The 14,985-nt window shown below is 39.2% G+C and carries 15 protein-coding genes and 1 pseudogene; 10 read left to right on the top strand and 6 right to left on the bottom strand.

Annotation, left to right across the window (positions count from 1 at the left end; all coding sequences use genetic code 11):
- Together VIM94_RS02545 and VIM94_RS02540 are read right to left on the bottom strand one after the other, a co-directional pair.
- A partial coding sequence (locus VIM94_RS02545; protein WP_332037723.1) for a hypothetical protein occupies nt 1-427 on the bottom strand: 427 nt, incomplete at its 3' end.
- A gap of 9 nt (nt 428-436) precedes the next feature.
- Nucleotides 437-1,615 carry a C10 family peptidase gene (locus VIM94_RS02540; RefSeq protein WP_332037722.1) on the bottom strand — a complete coding sequence of 393 codons (1,179 nt, stop codon included), beginning with the start codon at nt 1,613-1,615 and terminating at the stop codon, nt 437-439.
- Nucleotides 1,616-2,174: 559 nt separating this feature from the next.
- On the opposite strand from VIM94_RS02540, the gene dnaG reads away from it, so the two are divergent.
- Nucleotides 2,175-4,133 (top strand): DNA primase, encoded by a 1,959-nt coding sequence (gene dnaG / locus VIM94_RS02535; RefSeq protein WP_332037721.1) that lies wholly within the window; start codon nt 2,175-2,177, stop codon nt 4,131-4,133.
- Here the strand turns inward: dnaG and VIM94_RS02530 are convergent.
- Both VIM94_RS02530 and nadE read right to left on the bottom strand, forming a co-directional pair.
- A complete protein-coding gene (locus VIM94_RS02530; RefSeq protein ID WP_332037720.1) occupies nt 4,126-4,767 on the bottom strand; it encodes a response regulator transcription factor in 642 nt (213 codons plus the stop codon). The two genes, dnaG and VIM94_RS02530, sit on opposite strands and share 8 nt — an antisense overlap.
- Before the next feature lie 118 nt (nt 4,768-4,885).
- Nucleotides 4,886-5,677: an NAD(+) synthase gene (gene nadE, locus VIM94_RS02525; protein WP_332037719.1), complete on the bottom strand. Its 792-nt coding sequence runs from the start codon at nt 5,675-5,677 to the stop codon at nt 4,886-4,888.
- A 105-nt stretch (nt 5,678-5,782) separates the two neighbouring features.
- Between nadE and gldB the strand changes: the two genes are divergently transcribed.
- The 3 genes from gldB to VIM94_RS02510 are packed head-to-tail and all read left to right on the top strand — an operon-like array spanning nt 5,783 to nt 7,448.
- Complete coding sequence (gene gldB / locus VIM94_RS02520; RefSeq protein ID WP_332037718.1) at nt 5,783-6,742, top strand: gliding motility lipoprotein GldB; 960 nt, start codon at nt 5,783-5,785, stop codon at nt 6,740-6,742.
- Entirely contained in the window at nt 6,742-7,077 is a 336-nt protein-coding gene (gene gldC / locus VIM94_RS02515; RefSeq protein WP_332037717.1) for a gliding motility protein GldC, read from the top strand. The genes gldB and gldC overlap by 1 nt, the downstream gene beginning before the upstream one ends.
- An 11-nt stretch (nt 7,078-7,088) precedes the next feature.
- Nucleotides 7,089-7,448: a GTPase gene (locus tag VIM94_RS02510; RefSeq protein ID WP_332037716.1), complete on the top strand. Its 360-nt coding sequence runs from the start codon at nt 7,089-7,091 to the stop codon at nt 7,446-7,448.
- Between the two features lie 8 nt (nt 7,449-7,456).
- Here the strand turns inward: VIM94_RS02510 and yihA are convergent, their stop codons facing one another.
- Both yihA and VIM94_RS02500 read right to left on the bottom strand, forming a co-directional pair.
- On the bottom strand, nt 7,457-8,056 hold the full coding sequence (gene yihA, locus VIM94_RS02505; RefSeq protein WP_332037715.1) for a ribosome biogenesis GTP-binding protein YihA/YsxC: 600 nt from the start codon (nt 8,054-8,056) through the stop codon (nt 7,457-7,459).
- A gap of 33 nt (nt 8,057-8,089) precedes the next feature.
- Entirely contained in the window at nt 8,090-8,854 is a 765-nt protein-coding gene (locus VIM94_RS02500; RefSeq protein WP_332037714.1) for an alpha/beta hydrolase, read from the bottom strand.
- A gap of 279 nt (nt 8,855-9,133) precedes the next feature.
- Between VIM94_RS02500 and mraZ the strand changes: the two genes are divergently transcribed.
- From mraZ to VIM94_RS02470, 6 genes and pseudogenes are all read left to right on the top strand, one after another.
- Nucleotides 9,134-9,601 (top strand): division/cell wall cluster transcriptional repressor MraZ, encoded by a 468-nt coding sequence (gene mraZ / locus VIM94_RS02495; RefSeq protein ID WP_332037713.1) that lies wholly within the window; start codon nt 9,134-9,136, stop codon nt 9,599-9,601.
- Nucleotides 9,588-10,484: a 16S rRNA (cytosine(1402)-N(4))-methyltransferase RsmH gene (gene rsmH / locus VIM94_RS02490; protein WP_332037712.1), complete on the top strand. Its 897-nt coding sequence runs from the start codon at nt 9,588-9,590 to the stop codon at nt 10,482-10,484. Before mraZ ends, rsmH begins: the two co-directional genes overlap by 14 nt.
- A 16-nt stretch (nt 10,485-10,500) precedes the next feature.
- Nucleotides 10,501-10,818: an FtsL-like putative cell division protein gene (locus VIM94_RS02485; RefSeq protein ID WP_332037711.1), complete on the top strand. Its 318-nt coding sequence runs from the start codon at nt 10,501-10,503 to the stop codon at nt 10,816-10,818.
- A 1-nt stretch (nt 10,819) separates the two neighbouring features.
- Nucleotides 10,820-12,826, top strand: coding sequence for a penicillin-binding protein (locus VIM94_RS02480; RefSeq protein WP_332037710.1), 2,007 nt, complete (start codon nt 10,820-10,822; stop codon nt 12,824-12,826).
- Nucleotides 12,823-14,289, top strand: a complete 1,467-nt coding sequence (locus VIM94_RS02475; protein WP_332037709.1) for a UDP-N-acetylmuramoyl-L-alanyl-D-glutamate--2,6-diaminopimelate ligase — start codon at nt 12,823-12,825, stop codon at nt 14,287-14,289. Before VIM94_RS02480 ends, VIM94_RS02475 begins: the two co-directional genes overlap by 4 nt.
- A gap of 36 nt (nt 14,290-14,325) precedes the next feature.
- Nucleotides 14,326-14,985 (top strand): annotated as a pseudogene (locus VIM94_RS02470) (phospho-N-acetylmuramoyl-pentapeptide-transferase); the annotation flags it as partial.

Below are 14,985 nucleotides of genomic sequence, written 5' to 3'. Positions count from 1 at the left end.
TCCATTCAGTTTTAATGGTGTCTGTTATACCATTGCCGAGTTCAAGATAGCTAATAGATGTTCCTCGTTTTTCACCCTCCTTTTCACTATTAACATCCTTTAAATTACGGGCTGTAAAAATCCGAAGGGAATAAGGCTCGGTTTCATCAATAAGCATAATCCCTTGATGCCTGCCAATATCGGGGTCAAATTCTGAAGCTACAACTTTTTTCCCGTCAACCAGATAATACAATGCCATTTTGTCCCTGGAGAGGTGGTTTTTTGTAGAAGGGTTTAATAAATCCTCTCCATCTTCGTTTAAAAAAACAAGGTCTAGACCTGTGGCTACAACGGCATTTGCTTCTTCCTCGTTGGTAACTTCATCACCTTTAGAGCAGCCAGTAGAAAGGCCAGCACATAACACTAATATAAATATTGAAATTTTCATAATAAAGATTTATGGATGAATATTAATAATCATTTTGTTGTTATTACTGTAATCTCTGCCTCCTGGAGTAAAATCATCATTAAGAAACCAACCATTACTATTTCCTCCCCAGCCCCAATTCATGCTTAGGTAAGTAGATGAGTAGCTCGAAGTCTCATATTCATAAACGGTTCCTGGATTATGAATCGTAGTAATTTTATTCCTTTTGTACCCATCGGTTACCCAGGCATGCCCTCCAGTACCATCCCCTCTCAGAATAATAGGCCAGCCTTGTTTAATTTTGTTAATCGCCGTTGCCTCTACGTAATCTACATAAGAAACATTCGAAGAATAACCGTAATTTTGAATAAGAGCACCTACTGCATCCGAAGTAGAAGCTCCAGAAGCTTCACAACCGTATTGCATATTAACTGCATCTCCAATATCTCTCATCAAAACAGAAGTTTCTTGGCTTCCCGTTGTATTTGGCATCTGTGACCAATTAAATGTACTTGGATGTTCCCAATATTTCATTACCTGGGCTACTGCTGTAGCGACGCATCCCGTCCAAGCCCTTCCATTAAAGGTTTCAACACAAGTTAAATCTGGACACTCATTATTATAGCCTGCGCCTTGGTTCCATTCAGTAAGTAGTAATGGTCCTTCTTGTTCAGTCGAAGTTTCTGTTCTTGTTTCTTCATCATCTATCGGAGGTGCAGCATAATCCCATTGTTCTTTAATACTACCTTCTATGTTAGAATATTTTTTCTGTCTAAGAGTTTCAATTTTTCCCTTTCGATTTTTAACCCAGGATTGAAAGGGATGTTCTTTATTTTCTAATACAAAATCTCCTATGGAGCCATTTTCAGAAAAAGCCAATATTGGAACCTCTTTCTTTGTACCTGAAACAATGACAAATCCTTCTGGCTCAAAATTTATAATATACAAGGCAACTTTTTCATTCCTGTCGATTATAGTTTGGGTTTGTTTGATTGGTTTGCCAAATTTTAAATCTGAATTTTGAATAGTCTTTGAAGGATTTTTTTTGTTTAATGAGAGTTGAGTGACAGAAAATCGCTTTGCTAAATTAACAGCTAAATCTTGCGTGACTTCTGTAGTCTGGCTCTCTGGTTCAATTGATTGCTTAAATTCTACTTCTTCTTGTTGGCACCCAAAAGCAGTGACTAAAAGAAGGAAAAGTAACATCATGAATTTTTTTTGGATAAATTTTTCTCATAATTTACAGTTAAATGAAGGTTAATATAAAATGCGTTAAATAAAGGAATTAACTGTAGGGTGGGAAAAATTCCTAAAAATTTTATTAAATATATTAAAAAATGAATAATTCCTAAAGTTTTATTTTGAAGATTTAAATAAGTAACAAGACCTTTCATCCTTCAGTTCCCCTAAGACCTAAAAACTTCTCGTGAAAATTTATTAAATTAAATAATTTAGAATCTTTTCGATGAAGTTTAATCATTAAGATTAATTTGTAATTTTATTTGCCTTTTAATTCATAGACCTTGCCGGGGTAAAACGTCGTTAGGTCTAAATGCCAAATAGCCGTTTTATTTTTTAACTTTGCATACCCTAAATTTTGTGTTTCGATATTGCTTTTTTATTGGGAATTACTTCCAGAATTGAATTTTAAAAATCGATTTAGAAACAAAAACTACTTAGGTTAAGTAGGGAACGTTAGCGCCAAAATAACACAAACCTCCCAGATTTATTTAACCTAAGAGGTTTAAAACATACAAACAGTTCAATTTTGATCTCAAAAACCACCATAGACAATGTGTTCGAAACTGCCCGGGTTGAGGAGGTTATCGGTGACTTTGTTCAGCTTAAAAAATCTGGGTCTAATTTTAAGGGTTTGAGTCCTTTTTCCGATGAGCGCACCCCTAGTTTTATGGTTTCTCCCGTGAAACAGATATGGAAGGATTTCTCTAGCGGGAAAGGTGGCAATGTGGTGGCCTTTCTTATGGAACACGAGCATTTCACTTATCCGGAAGCCATAAAATACCTGGCAAAGAAATACGGGATCGAAATAGAGGAAACTCAGCAAAGCGATGAACAAAAGGTGCAGGCCAATGAGCGGGAAAGCATGTATCTGGTTTCTGAATTTGCCAATAAATATTTTCAGAAAATACTTCATAAAACCGATCCCGGAAAAGCGATAGGCTTAAGTTATTTCAAAGAACGCGGTTTTACTTCTGAAACCATTAAAAAGTTTGAGCTGGGCTATTGTCTTGATGAATGGGATGCTTTTACCAAAGAAGCCCTGGCCGAGGGCTATAAACTGGAATTCCTGGAAAAAACCGGACTAAGTATCGTAAAAGGCGAAAAGCAGTTCGATAGATTTAAAGGAAGGGTGATGTTTCCTATTCATTCTATGTCTGGCCGGGTGCTTGGGTTCGGAGGGAGAATTCTCTCTAACGAAAAAAAAGCTGCGAAATACCTGAATTCTCCCGAAAGTGAGATTTACCATAAAAGCAAGGTCCTTTACGGGATTAACTATGCCAAGCAGGCAATTGCCAAAGAAGACAACTGTTTTCTGGTTGAAGGCTATACCGATGTAATCCAGTTTCATCAAACAGGAATTGAGAATGTGGTTTCTTCTTCAGGGACCGCACTTACCCCTGAACAAGTCCGCCTCATCAACCGGCTTACCAAAAACATTACGGTGCTTTTTGATGGAGATGCAGCCGGTTTGAGAGCTTCCCTTCGAGGAATAGACCTTATTCTAGAACAGGGAATGAACGTTAGGATTTGCACTTTTCCTGAAGGTGAAGATCCCGACAGTTTTGCCCGGAAAAACTCTGAAGTGGATTTAAGGGATTTTTTGGAAGAAAATTCAAAAGACTTTATTCGCTTTAAAGCTTCCCTGTTAATGGAGGAAGCAAAAAACGATCCCGTGAAGAAGGCCGGATTAATTAGAGAAATTGTTCAAAGTATTTCAAAGATTCCTGATAATATTCAGCAGGAAGTTTATCTCCAGGAATGTTCCAGAATTATGGATATTTCTGAAGAAGTTCTGTATTCCAGCCTGGCACAATTAAGCAAAAAATCTGATGGCCAATCCCAGAGAAAACCTGCGAGAAAATCTTTTGATGTTGTAAAAGAAGAAAAACAAACAGCTCCCAGGGTAGATGAACAATTTGAGCTGGAGAAAAAAATTATAAGCCTGCTTTTACTGTACGGTAAAGAGGAAGAGGAATTCGAGGATCTTCTATTAAAAGAAAAGGAAAACGGGGAGTTGGTTTTAGAGCCCGAAATACAGAAAGCAAGAGTCTTCGAAAAGATTTTTCTCGATCTTCAGGAAGATGAAATAGCCTTTACCAACCTCGATTTTCAGCAGATTTATAGTGAACTTATTGAGAGACTTAATAGCAATGATGGCTTTGCCATGGAGACCTTCATTAATGAAATTGATACTGAAAAAGCGTCTGCGATCACCAATATTCTCATGGCTGAAGAGCAGTATGAATTGCACGACTGGGACCGGCAGAATATTTTTGTGAAAACTAAAAAAGAAACCCTTTCACGCCTGGTGTCTGAAACCATCCTTTCACTACGACGATTTTTAATAAACCAGAAAATAGATGAACTTTCTTCACAAGTAAAAACTCCTGATCCGGAAACGGACAGCAGCGCAATACTACAGGATATAATGGATTATTTAAGCTTGAAGAAAGTTCTTTCGGATAAGCTGAATCGGGTTATGTAGAGGGATTTATTTCCAGTAGTCGGGATCTGGTGATGAGATCGGCGACATTATCTACATTTAATTTTTTCAACAAACGGGTTTTGTAGGTGCTCACCGTTTTTTCGTTGATCTGAAGGGTTTCGGCTATGTCTTTATTGCGTTTCCCTGCAGAGATAAGATTCAAGACCTCGATCTCACGGGTAGAAAGCTTTTTAAATTTAGTGATAAGGCTTTTGCCTTTGGACATTCCGGTATTTAATTTTTCGGTTATTTTTTTATTCAGGTATATTCCGCCCCGGGCTACCTGATAAATGGCTGATTCTAAGGTTTTGGGATCGGTGGTTTTGGAAATATAACCAGATGCCCCCGCTTTAATAGCGCTTAAGGCATACATTTCTTCTGCATGATAACTAAAAATCAGAATTCTTAACTCTGGATATTCTTTTTTTAAAGTTCTTATGGCATTAATACCGTGAATTTCGGGGAGATCTAATTCAAGGATTAGTACTGTAGGAACCTGCCGGGAAAGAAACCTGAAGAGTTCATTTCCATTGGTGACTTTACCAATAATTTCCAGGGCCGGGTTCATGCGTATAATGTTACCGATGCCCTCGCTTACCACAGGATGATGATCTGCAATCAATATTGTGTTCATAAAACAGGTTGGTGTTGGAAACTATATGCCAATAGGGCGGGGGCATACTTTTACTTACTTAAAAATACCTGTTTTCGTACTAAAAATAGAAATTTTAAATGCTTATTCGATAAAACGATTAGTTTTTAAGATGAACGGGAATTTCACATACGGGTATCGGGTTGATTTTGTGTAAATTAGATCTATGTCGGCTTCGGTATAGATTAAAAACCTCTTTTTGTCTTCCAAAGAAATCATCTTCTGTTTTGCCTCTTTCAGCCTCCAACATAGCCCATTCCAGTTCATCATAAGAAGCGCCAATCTGCTCTTCATCGCTTGGGCTATCATGAAAAAGCCCATCGGTTGGTTCGGCATTAATTATTTCAGGGGAGAGCTCCAGATATTCGGCGATCTGGTATACTTCGCTCTTCATCAAATCTGCGATAGGACTAAGGTCTACCCCACCATCACCATATTTAGTAAAGAAACCAACCCCAAAATCTTCAACTTTGTTTCCTGTACCTGCAACCAGGTAAGAATGTATCCCGGCAAAATAATATAAAGTAGTCATTCTTAAACGGGCCCGGGTGTTGGCCAGGCTTAAAGCCAGTTTATCTGAGTTTTCAGAAATAGGAACCACCTGCCTGAAATTATCAAAAACGGGGGTAAGATTTACTTCCAGGTTACTCACGTTGGCAAAATGTTTTTTTAAATATTGGATATGTTCTTGAGCCCTGGTTACCTGGTTTTTTTCCTGGTGTATGGGCATTTCCAGGCATAGGGTTCGCATTCCGGTTTTCGCACATAATGCAGAAGTGACTGCGGAATCGATTCCGCCGCTAATTCCTAAAACAAAACCATTCATATTGGCCTTTGTAGCATACTCTTTTAACCAGTTAACTATATGATCTACTACTTTATCAGTCTGCATAATTTTGGGTGAATTAGTTTGTAAATAATACCTTTGCCCCCAAAACTACTATTTAAACGTAATTTTTAAAAGTCCCCGGCGTTAAAGCCTTCACAAGAAAATTGTATGATCAGGAAATTGCTGTTATTTTTTACCGTTTTAGCCTTTTTTTCCTGCGGAAAAAAGTCGGAAACTGAAAGCGAGATCGAAAAGGTAGAAGTAGATTTTGAAGTGATTCGTTTTGATGAAAAGTTCGCTAAAGCTACTCCCGAAACCCTTCCCGAATTAAAAACTGAATATCCTTATCTTTTTCCAAAGCAATATGAGGATGAGGTTTGGGAAGAAAAGTTAACCGATACCATTCAGCAGGAACTCAACGAAGAGGTAGCTAAAGCTTTTCCTGATTTTTCCCAGGAAGAAGATGAGTTGCACAGATTTTTTCAGCATATAAAATATTATTTCCCGGATTTTGAAACTCCTGATGTGATTACGATTACTTCTGAGGTGGATTATAAAAATAAGGTGGTAATCGCTGAGGATAAACTTTTTATCGCTCTGGATACCTACCTGGGAGAGGATCATCATTTCTACATAGGCTTGCAGGAGTACCTGAAAAAGAATTTCCGGAAATCTCAAATTTTGCCCGATGTTGCCTGGAAATATGCTGAAAAATATGTTCCCAGGCCTGAGTCCCGAACCTTTCTTGCGCATATGATCTACTATGGAAAAATTCTTTACCTTAAAGATCTCTGGATTCCTTTTAGGAGTGATGCCGATAAAATTGGCTACACCAAGCAAGAACTGGAATGGGCTAAAAACAATGAAGAACAGATCTGGAGGCATTTTGTGGATAAGGAATTGATCTTTGATACCGATTCTGAATTGTATACCAGGTTTTTATATCCGGCGCCTTTCAGTAAATTTTACCTCGCTCTGGATAATGAATCCCCAGACCGGCTGGGACAGTATATCGGGTGGCAGATCATCAGAAAATATATGGACAGAAATGAAGTTTCAGTAGAAAAAATGTTGCAAACCGATGCTGAAACAATCTTTAACAATGCAAATTATAAACCCAAAAAATAATGGCTTACAAGAAATCTGAAATAAATATAGAAGTAATAACCGACGAAAACCAGGTGCCCGAAGAACTTTACTGGAGTGCTGAAGATGGTGGTGTGCACAAAGAAGAAGCTAAAGCGATGATGCTTTCGGTTTGGGACAGCAAACAACAGGAAACCCTGCGAATTGATCTCTGGACCAAAGATATGCCGGTAGATGAAATGAAAAAGTTCTTTCACCAAACCCTGGTTTCTATGAGCGATACCTTTAATCGCGCAACTCAGGATCAGAAAATGACCGATACTATGAAGGACTTCTGCGATTATTTTGCTGAAAAATTGGAAATAACTCAGAAATAAATCCCGCTTCTTTGGAAAAGTTAATCTTTGTCTATAATTCGTTCTCGGGCAGTCATAATGCACTATTGGACTCTGTTCTTAGGTTAGTAGCATCTAAGCCTCAGCCGTGTAATTTATCTAAGCTTACTCACGGACTTTTTTCTGAGGAGAAGGCCTGGAAGAAATACAGGAAAGCTTCTGATATTGAGATGTATTTCCTGCATTTGGATGAATTCAGGAAAAAGTATGCTTCTAAATTTGGGTACAAGTATACTTTTCCAATAGTTTTATGGGAGGATGAAAGGGAAATGGGAATTTTAGTTTCCACCGAAGAACTCGAAGAAATGGAAAATGTAGAAGAGTTAATAGCGCTTCTTGAAAGCAGGACTTAATTCTTGGGCTATTCCAGTTGTTGGTTAACCGATTCGATATAAGCCAGAATTTCATCTTTGCCTAGCCCTGAAGTGGCAGAGCTAATAAAAAACTCGGGCATTTCGGCCCAATACTCCAGCATTTCGGTCTGGTAATTTTTAATGTTGGTTTCCAGGGCTTTGGGTTTTAGCTTATCAGCTTTAGTAAAGATAATACAGAAAGGAATCTGGTTCTCGCCTAGCCATTGCATAAATTCCAGATCAATCTTCTGTGCTTTATGACGGCTATCTATCAGTACAAAGGCGCATACCATTTGTTTGCGTTTCGCAAAATAAGCGGTGATAAACTTCTGGAATGTTCTTTTAGCCGATTTTGAGACCTTAGCATAACCGTATCCGGGTAAATCAACCAGGTGCCAGTTTCCATTGATTAAAAAATGGTTAATAAGCTGCGTCTTTCCCGGTTTTGATGAGGTTTTGGCCAGGGATTTCCGCTCAGTAAGCATATTGATAAGGGAAGATTTTCCCACATTACTGCGGCCAATAAAAGCGTATTCGGGCAGCCTGGAATCAGGACATTTTTCCACCTTCTGGTTGCTAACCACAAATTCAGCCGATTTGATTTTCATCAGAAATTATTTTATAACCCGGTTTGGGACTAATTAAAAATTGCGTTCTTGTAGCCAGGCGTAAAGAAGCTCATTGAATAATTCTGGATGCTCCATCATTGCCGCATGCCCACATTTGTCAACCCAGTATAGATCGGCATCAGGTAGGAGGCGTTTAAAATCTTCAGCAACTTCGGGAGGAGTAACGTTATCATCTTTTCCCCAAATAATGCAGGTTGGAGTTTGCATTTTTGGCAGGTCTTTCGCCATGTTATGCCTTATCGCGCTTTTTGCAATTGCAAGGGTTTTAACCAGTTTATTGCGGTCGCTAACGGTCTCGTAAACTTCATCTACTATTTCCTTGGTGGCAACTTCAGGGTCGTAAAACACGTTCTGTGCTTTTTTCTTTATGAATTCATAATCGCCACGCCGGGGATAACTTTCTCCCATTGCGTTTTCATATAGCCCGGAACTTCCCGTTATAACAAGGGCTTTTACTATTTCGGGATAAAGTTTAGTGGTGAGAAGTCCAATATGGCCTCCCAGAGAATTCCCGAGTAGAATAACCTGGTCTAAGCCTTTGAAATCTACAAATTCTTTAACGTATTTTGCGAAAGTACCCACGCTGGTTTTAAGAAGAGACATGGAATATAAAGGCAATTCAGGAATTAAAATTTTATACCCTTTTTCAGGAAAATAATTTATAACACCATCAAAATTACTCAAGCCACCCATCAGTCCGTGTAAAATAACTATTGGAGTCCCTTCTCCCTTCTCCAGGTATGTGAATTTACCCTCTTGCCTTAAATTATTTTTCATTGATAGCCTTTGCGGTTAGCAATCGCAAATATAGCGATTTCGATACAAGTATAATCATTTTTGATAAATAGCAAAGGCAATTCCTTATAGCATTTAACAGGATTAGCCGTCATTTTTAACACAAAATGTTAGGATAAAACCAAGCCTCTGAAATCTAACCTCATAGATGTATTCAAAAGTCTTTCAGTGTAATAGGAGAGGAAAATTTATCAACAATGTGGTAAAATGTGGTAAAAAGTGGTAATTTTTTCAATATATTTGACTTTGAAAATCTAACTAGTGGTAAATCTCATCGGAACATATGAATGCAAGGTAGACGCCAAAGGCCGTTTAATGGTGCCTTCAGCGTTGAAGAAGCAGCTTGCGCCAATGTTGCAGGAGGGATTTGTGTTGAAACGAGCCGTTTTTCAACCTTGTCTGGAATTATATCCCATGGAAGAATGGGATAAACTGATGAAGAAAATGAACGGTCTTAACCGTTTCAAGAAAAAGAACAACGACTTTATTAGAAGATTTACTGCCGGGGTGAAAAGTGTGGAGGTGGATGCCAACGGCAGGTTATTAATCCCTAAAGATCTGGTGGGATTCGCCGGAATTGAAAAGGAAATCGTCCTTAATTCGGCAATTAACATTATCGAAATTTGGGATAAAGAGCAGTACGAGAAGACCATTTATGAGTCTACCGATGATTTTGCCGAACTGGCTGAAGAAGTAATGGGTAATGACGATCTAGATGGAATATCATAATCCGGTTTTATTAAAAGAATCTGTAGACGGTCTCAATATTAAGGAGGACGGGGTTTATGTTGATGTCACTTTTGGAGGGGGCGGACATTCCCGGGAGATACTTAAAAGACTTGGACCTGGAGGAAAACTGTTCGGATTCGACCAGGATAAGGATGCCTTACAGAATAAAATAGATGACCCAAGATTTACGCTCATCAGCGAAAATTTTCGGTTTGTCAAGCGTTTCCTGAGATTTTACGGAATAAAACAGGTTGATGGGATCTTGGGAGATTTCGGAGTTTCGTCCCATCAGTTCAATGAAGCTGAACGTGGTTTTTCAACCCGTTTTGATGCTAAACTGGACATGAGGATGAACCAGGATAGCAAACTGAGTGCCTTTGAGGTAATCAATCAATATTCAGAAGCGCAATTAAGACAGCTGTTTTATCAATATGCCGATTTAAAGAATGCTCCGAAACTTGCAAAAATTATCGTGGAGGCCAGGGAGCAGAAGGCAATTGAAAGCAGTGAGCAATTAAATGAACTTTTGAAGCCGCATCTTTTTAAGGGGAAAGAAAATAAGATCCTGGCTCAAATCTATCAGGCAATCAGGATAGAGGTGAATCAGGAAATTGAAGTGCTAAAAGAATTTTTAAAACAAACAGAGGAGCTTGTGGTAAAAGGTGGGCGAATAAGTCTGATCTCGTATCATTCGTTGGAGGATCGTTTAGTAAAGCGTTTTATTCGAAGTGGATTGTTTGAAGGAGAGCCGGAAAAAGATTTCTACGGAAATATTTCGGTTCCTTTTAAAAAGGTGGGAGGACTTATAATTCCTTCAAAAGAAGAAATAGAACGAAATAGCCGTGCCCGCAGCGCAAAATTGCGTGTAGCTAAAAGAATTTAAAATCTCTTAGAGCGTGATGAAAAAGGGTTTTTACAATCTTCTTAGAGCAAATTTTCTCATTAGCCGTGACGCGGTTAATAATTGGAGATTTATTGTTTACTGCACCTTGCTGGCTATTATAATGATAGCCAGTTCTCACAGTGCCGAGAGAAAGGTTCATAAAATAGCTCAGCTGCATAATGAAGTAAGAGAATTGAGAAGTGAATTTGTAGATAGGCGTTCTGCTCTTATGAAAATAAAAATGGAATCTACAATCACGAGGAAAATGAGTGAAAGGGGTGTTGGACCATCAGAAACACCACCCTTTAAAATAAGAGTAAATATCGCGGAATAAAATGGCAATAACCGAAAAAGGCATATTAAACAGGTTGTACTTCGTGGCAGCCTGTATGTTTTTGTTTGCGGTTGGCGTAAGCGTCAAACTTCTGGATATTCAGTTTGTAGATGGGGAACATTATAAACAATTAGCTGAAGAACGCACCTACCGAAATTTTAAAATACCTTCCAATCGTGGGAATTTATATGATTCTAACGGGAGTCTTCTTGCGACTTCCATTCCCAAGTACGATATAAGGTTTGATGCGGTAACAGTTTCTGATAAGGATTTCCGGGAGAATATTGGTCCGTTATCCAAAGAGCTGGCCGCTATGCTGGGAAATTCAGCTTCCTATTATGCGCAGAAACTTCGAACTGCGAGGGCTAATAAGCAGCGCTACCTTTTAATTGCAAGAGGCTTAGGATACTCAGATTTTCTAAAACTGAAGCAGTTTCCCATGTTCAATCTTGGAACTTATAAGGGTGGAATGATCGTGGAGCAACGCACCGTTAGGGAGCATCCACTGGGAAAAATGGGAGAGCGAACCGTTGGATATGAAAGGCAGGATGACCAGGGCTATTTCACGCGGGTTGGACTTGAGGGAGCTTACAGTTCTTTTTTAAGAGGAACCGATGGCCGACGGCTAAAGCAGAAAATTGCTAAGGGCCAATGGAAACCCATTAGCGATAATAATGAAGTTGAGCCTAAGGATGGTTATGATGTCATTTCAACAATAGATGTCAATATTCAGGACATTGCTCATCACGCCCTTCTAAAACAGCTTGAAAAATATAAGGCCGATCACGGTAGCGTGGTGGTAATGGAAACCAAAACCGGCGAGATCAAAGCGATTTCCAATTTAGGGAGAACAAGTAAGGGAACTTATTACGAAAAACTTAATTACGCCGTAGGCGAATTACACGAGCCGGGTTCAACTTTTAAATTAATGGCTATGGTTGCTGCCCTGGACCATAAAGTTGTTGATACCGGCGATATAGTGTCAACCGGAAATGGGCGACTGCCTATCCGCGGCAGAATGGTTCGGGATTCCAAACATGGCGGCTATGGAGATATTAGCGTTGCAAGAGCTTTTGAGGTTTCCTCCAATGTGGGAACCGTAAAAATAATTTACGACAACTATAAAGACCAACCCCAAAAATTCATTGATAAGCTTAATTCAATGAATCTGAATGAACCTCTTGGCCTGGATATAAAAGGAGAAGGAGTGCCGGATATCCCTCAACCTGGCGATAAGAAATGGTCGGGGCTTTCTTTGCCGTGGATGGCTTACGGATATGGAAGTATCCAGATGACGCCTCTGCAAACGCTAACCTTTTATAATGCCGTAGCAAACAATGGGGAAATGGTTAAACCCCGGTTTATAAAAGAAGTAAAAGAATGGGATAAAACCATTCAGAAATTTGAAAAAGAGGTGATCAACCCTTCCATCTGTTCTCCGGAAACACTGGGCAAAGTTCAGGAGATGCTTAAGAATGTAGTGGAGCGAGGCACAGCTAAAAGTCTCTATTCCCCAAATTTCTCTATGGCCGGAAAAACAGGAACCGCTCAAACCGAATACTGGATGGATGACTGGGCATCTAATAGGCGATATATTTCGTCCTTTGTGGGTTATTTCCCTGCAGAGAACCCCAAGTATACGAGTATAGTGGTAATTCATAAACCCGATAATAAAGTGGGTTATTATGGCGCCGATGTTAGCGGGCCGGTATTTAAGCGTATTGCGCAAAAGATATATACCGACACGCCAATTGAAGATGAACTGGATTCTATAGAAGTAGAAAATGAACTTATAGAAGATGATTTCGAAAAATATTATACCAAGATTCAAAATGAAAAAATAATTATGCCCGATGTTGTGGGGATGCCGGCAATGGATGCGGTTTCACTTTTAGAGAATCTTGGTCTGGAAGTGAAATTCCGGGGAAAAGGAAAAGTTAGGTCTCAGTCGGTTTCAGCGGGACAAAAGATAAAAAACAACCAACAGGTAAATCTGCATTTAAGTTGAATATATTAAAAGACATATTATACAGAGTTTCTATGGAGGCGGTAACCGGTAATACTTCGGTTGCGGTAAACGATATTCAGTTTGATTCTCGTAAGGTGGAATTAAATGATGTATTTGTTGCCATTAGGGGGACGCTTTCCGATGGACATAAATTTATAGAACAGGCTGTAAATAAGGGAGCCCTGGCAGTAATTTGCGAAGACTTACCTAAAGATATCGTTAATGGGATTACTTATGTGCAGGTTAAGGATTCTCAAAAAGCGCTGGCTTATATGGCCGCGAATTTCTACGATAATCCTTCAGAAAAACTAAAGCTTATTGGAGTTACCGGGACCAACGGAAAAACCACGATTGCAACTTTGTTATATCAGCTTTTTACCAAAGCCGGTTTTAAAGTTGGCTTACTTTCAACGGTGAAAGTAATGGTAGGAGAGAAGAGTTTTGATGCGGTAAGAACAACTCCCGATTCCTTAACCATAAATGCCTACCTCAGGCAGATGAATGACGAAGGGGTGGAATTCTGTTTTATGGAAGTGAGTTCTCATGGCGTTGCCCAGCACCGAACAACTGCGCTGGAGTTTAAAGGAGGGATTTTTACTAACCTATCACATGATCACCTTGATTATCACAAGGATTTTGCTGAATACCGTGATGTGAAGAAGCGATTCTTCGATGAGTTGTCGGCTTCGGCTTTTGCCTTAACCAACATCGATGATAAGAATGGTTTGGTGATGCTTCAGAATACTAAAGCGGTAAAATATACTTACGCCCTAAAATCTTATGCCGATTATAAAGCGCAGATTCTGGAAAATCAATTCACAGGTTTATTGCTGAAGGTGAATGGACAGGAGCTCTGGACAAAACTTATAGGGAGTTTCAACGCCTATAATGTACTGGCGATATATGCGACTGCTGAATTGCTTGGCCTGGAAACCCTTGAAACCTTAAAGATCATCAGTGAATTGGATTCGGTTAGTGGAAGGTTTCAGTATATAATTTCCGGTAAAGAAAAAATTACGGCGATAGTAGATTATGCACATACCCCTGATGCGCTTAAAAATGTCCTAGAAACGATAAACAGCATCAGAACAAAGAATGAAAAACTAATCACTGTTGTTGGCTGTGGAGGAGACAGGGATAAAACCAAACGGCCTAAGATGGGGCATATAGCTTCGGCCTTAAGCACTGATGTGATCTTTACCAGCGATAACCCAAGAACCGAAGATCCTGATAAAATCATAGAAGAGATAGAAGCTGGAGTGGAGCCTCAGAATTTCAAAAAAACCAATGCGGTAACCAATAGAAAACAGGCGATAAAAACCGCTTGCCAGATGGCTTCTAAAAATGATATTATCCTCATTGCCGGAAAAGGCCATGAAACCTATCAGGAGATCAACGGGGAGAGATTCGATTTTGATGATCTCAAAATAGTAGCGGAATTTTTAAAGCAATTAGAAAAATAAGAATTAAACCTGCCTGGGCAGGTATTAGAAAAGGATATGTTATACTACCTATTTGAATATTTAGAAGCAGAATACCAGGTGCCGGGCGCACGCCTGTTCCAGTATATTTCTTTTAGGTCGGCGATGGCTATTATCCTTGCCCTTGCAATTTCTACTATCTACGGTAAGAGAATCATCAATTACTTAAGAACAAAACAAATTGGTGAGAGCGTAAGGGATCTTGGTCTTGAAGGCCAGAATGAAAAAGCCGGAACTCCTACTATGGGGGGACTTATAATAATTGTTGCCACTATAATTCCGGTTTTGCTTTTCGCCAGGCTGGATAACATTTATGTGCTTTTACTCATTGTCACCACCCTTTGGATGGGAACAATTGGCTTTATAGACGATTATATTAAAACTTTTAAAAAGGATAAAGAAGGTCTTTCTGGTAAATTTAAAGTGATTGGTCAGGTTGGGCTTGGGCTTATAGTTGGTGCCACGATGTATTTTCATCCTGCGATCACTGTTAAAGAAGAAACCAACCGGCCCGCAACTGAACAGCAGGAATTGTTGGTTGATACCGATGAGATCGTTATGGGGCCTGAGGAAAAAACCACAACTACTACTATTCCCTTTGTAAAGAATAATGAATTCGATTACTCCAGCCTTATTACCTGGATAAACCCTGTGCTTAAAAATTATGCCTGGCTCATT

This window comes from Salegentibacter sp. (assembly GCF_036568425.1).
Classification (GTDB): Bacteria; Bacteroidota; Bacteroidia; order Flavobacteriales; family Flavobacteriaceae; genus Salegentibacter.
This window is presented reverse-complemented; position numbering and strand designations above follow the sequence as displayed.

Excerpts from the sequence above, each read along its gene's own strand:
- VIM94_RS02540 (WP_332037722.1), bottom strand. The coding sequence starts at position 1,615 with ATGATGTTACTTTTCCTTCTTTTAGTCACTGCTTTTGGGTGCCAACAA.
- VIM94_RS02530 (WP_332037720.1), bottom strand. The coding sequence starts at position 4,767 with ATGAACACAATATTGATTGCAGATCATCATCCTGTGGTAAGCGAGGGC.
- nadE (WP_332037719.1), bottom strand. The coding sequence starts at position 5,677 with ATGCAGACTGATAAAGTAGTAGATCATATAGTTAACTGGTTAAAAGAG.
- gldB (WP_332037718.1), top strand. The coding sequence starts at position 5,783 with ATGATCAGGAAATTGCTGTTATTTTTTACCGTTTTAGCCTTTTTTTCC.
- gldC (WP_332037717.1), top strand. The coding sequence starts at position 6,742 with ATGGCTTACAAGAAATCTGAAATAAATATAGAAGTAATAACCGACGAA.
- yihA (WP_332037715.1), bottom strand. The coding sequence starts at position 8,056 with ATGAAAATCAAATCGGCTGAATTTGTGGTTAGCAACCAGAAGGTGGAA.
- VIM94_RS02500 (WP_332037714.1), bottom strand. The coding sequence starts at position 8,854 with ATGAAAAATAATTTAAGGCAAGAGGGTAAATTCACATACCTGGAGAAG.
- rsmH (WP_332037712.1), top strand. The coding sequence starts at position 9,588 with ATGGAATATCATAATCCGGTTTTATTAAAAGAATCTGTAGACGGTCTC.
- VIM94_RS02485 (WP_332037711.1), top strand. The coding sequence starts at position 10,501 with ATGAAAAAGGGTTTTTACAATCTTCTTAGAGCAAATTTTCTCATTAGC.
- VIM94_RS02480 (WP_332037710.1), top strand. The coding sequence starts at position 10,820 with ATGGCAATAACCGAAAAAGGCATATTAAACAGGTTGTACTTCGTGGCA.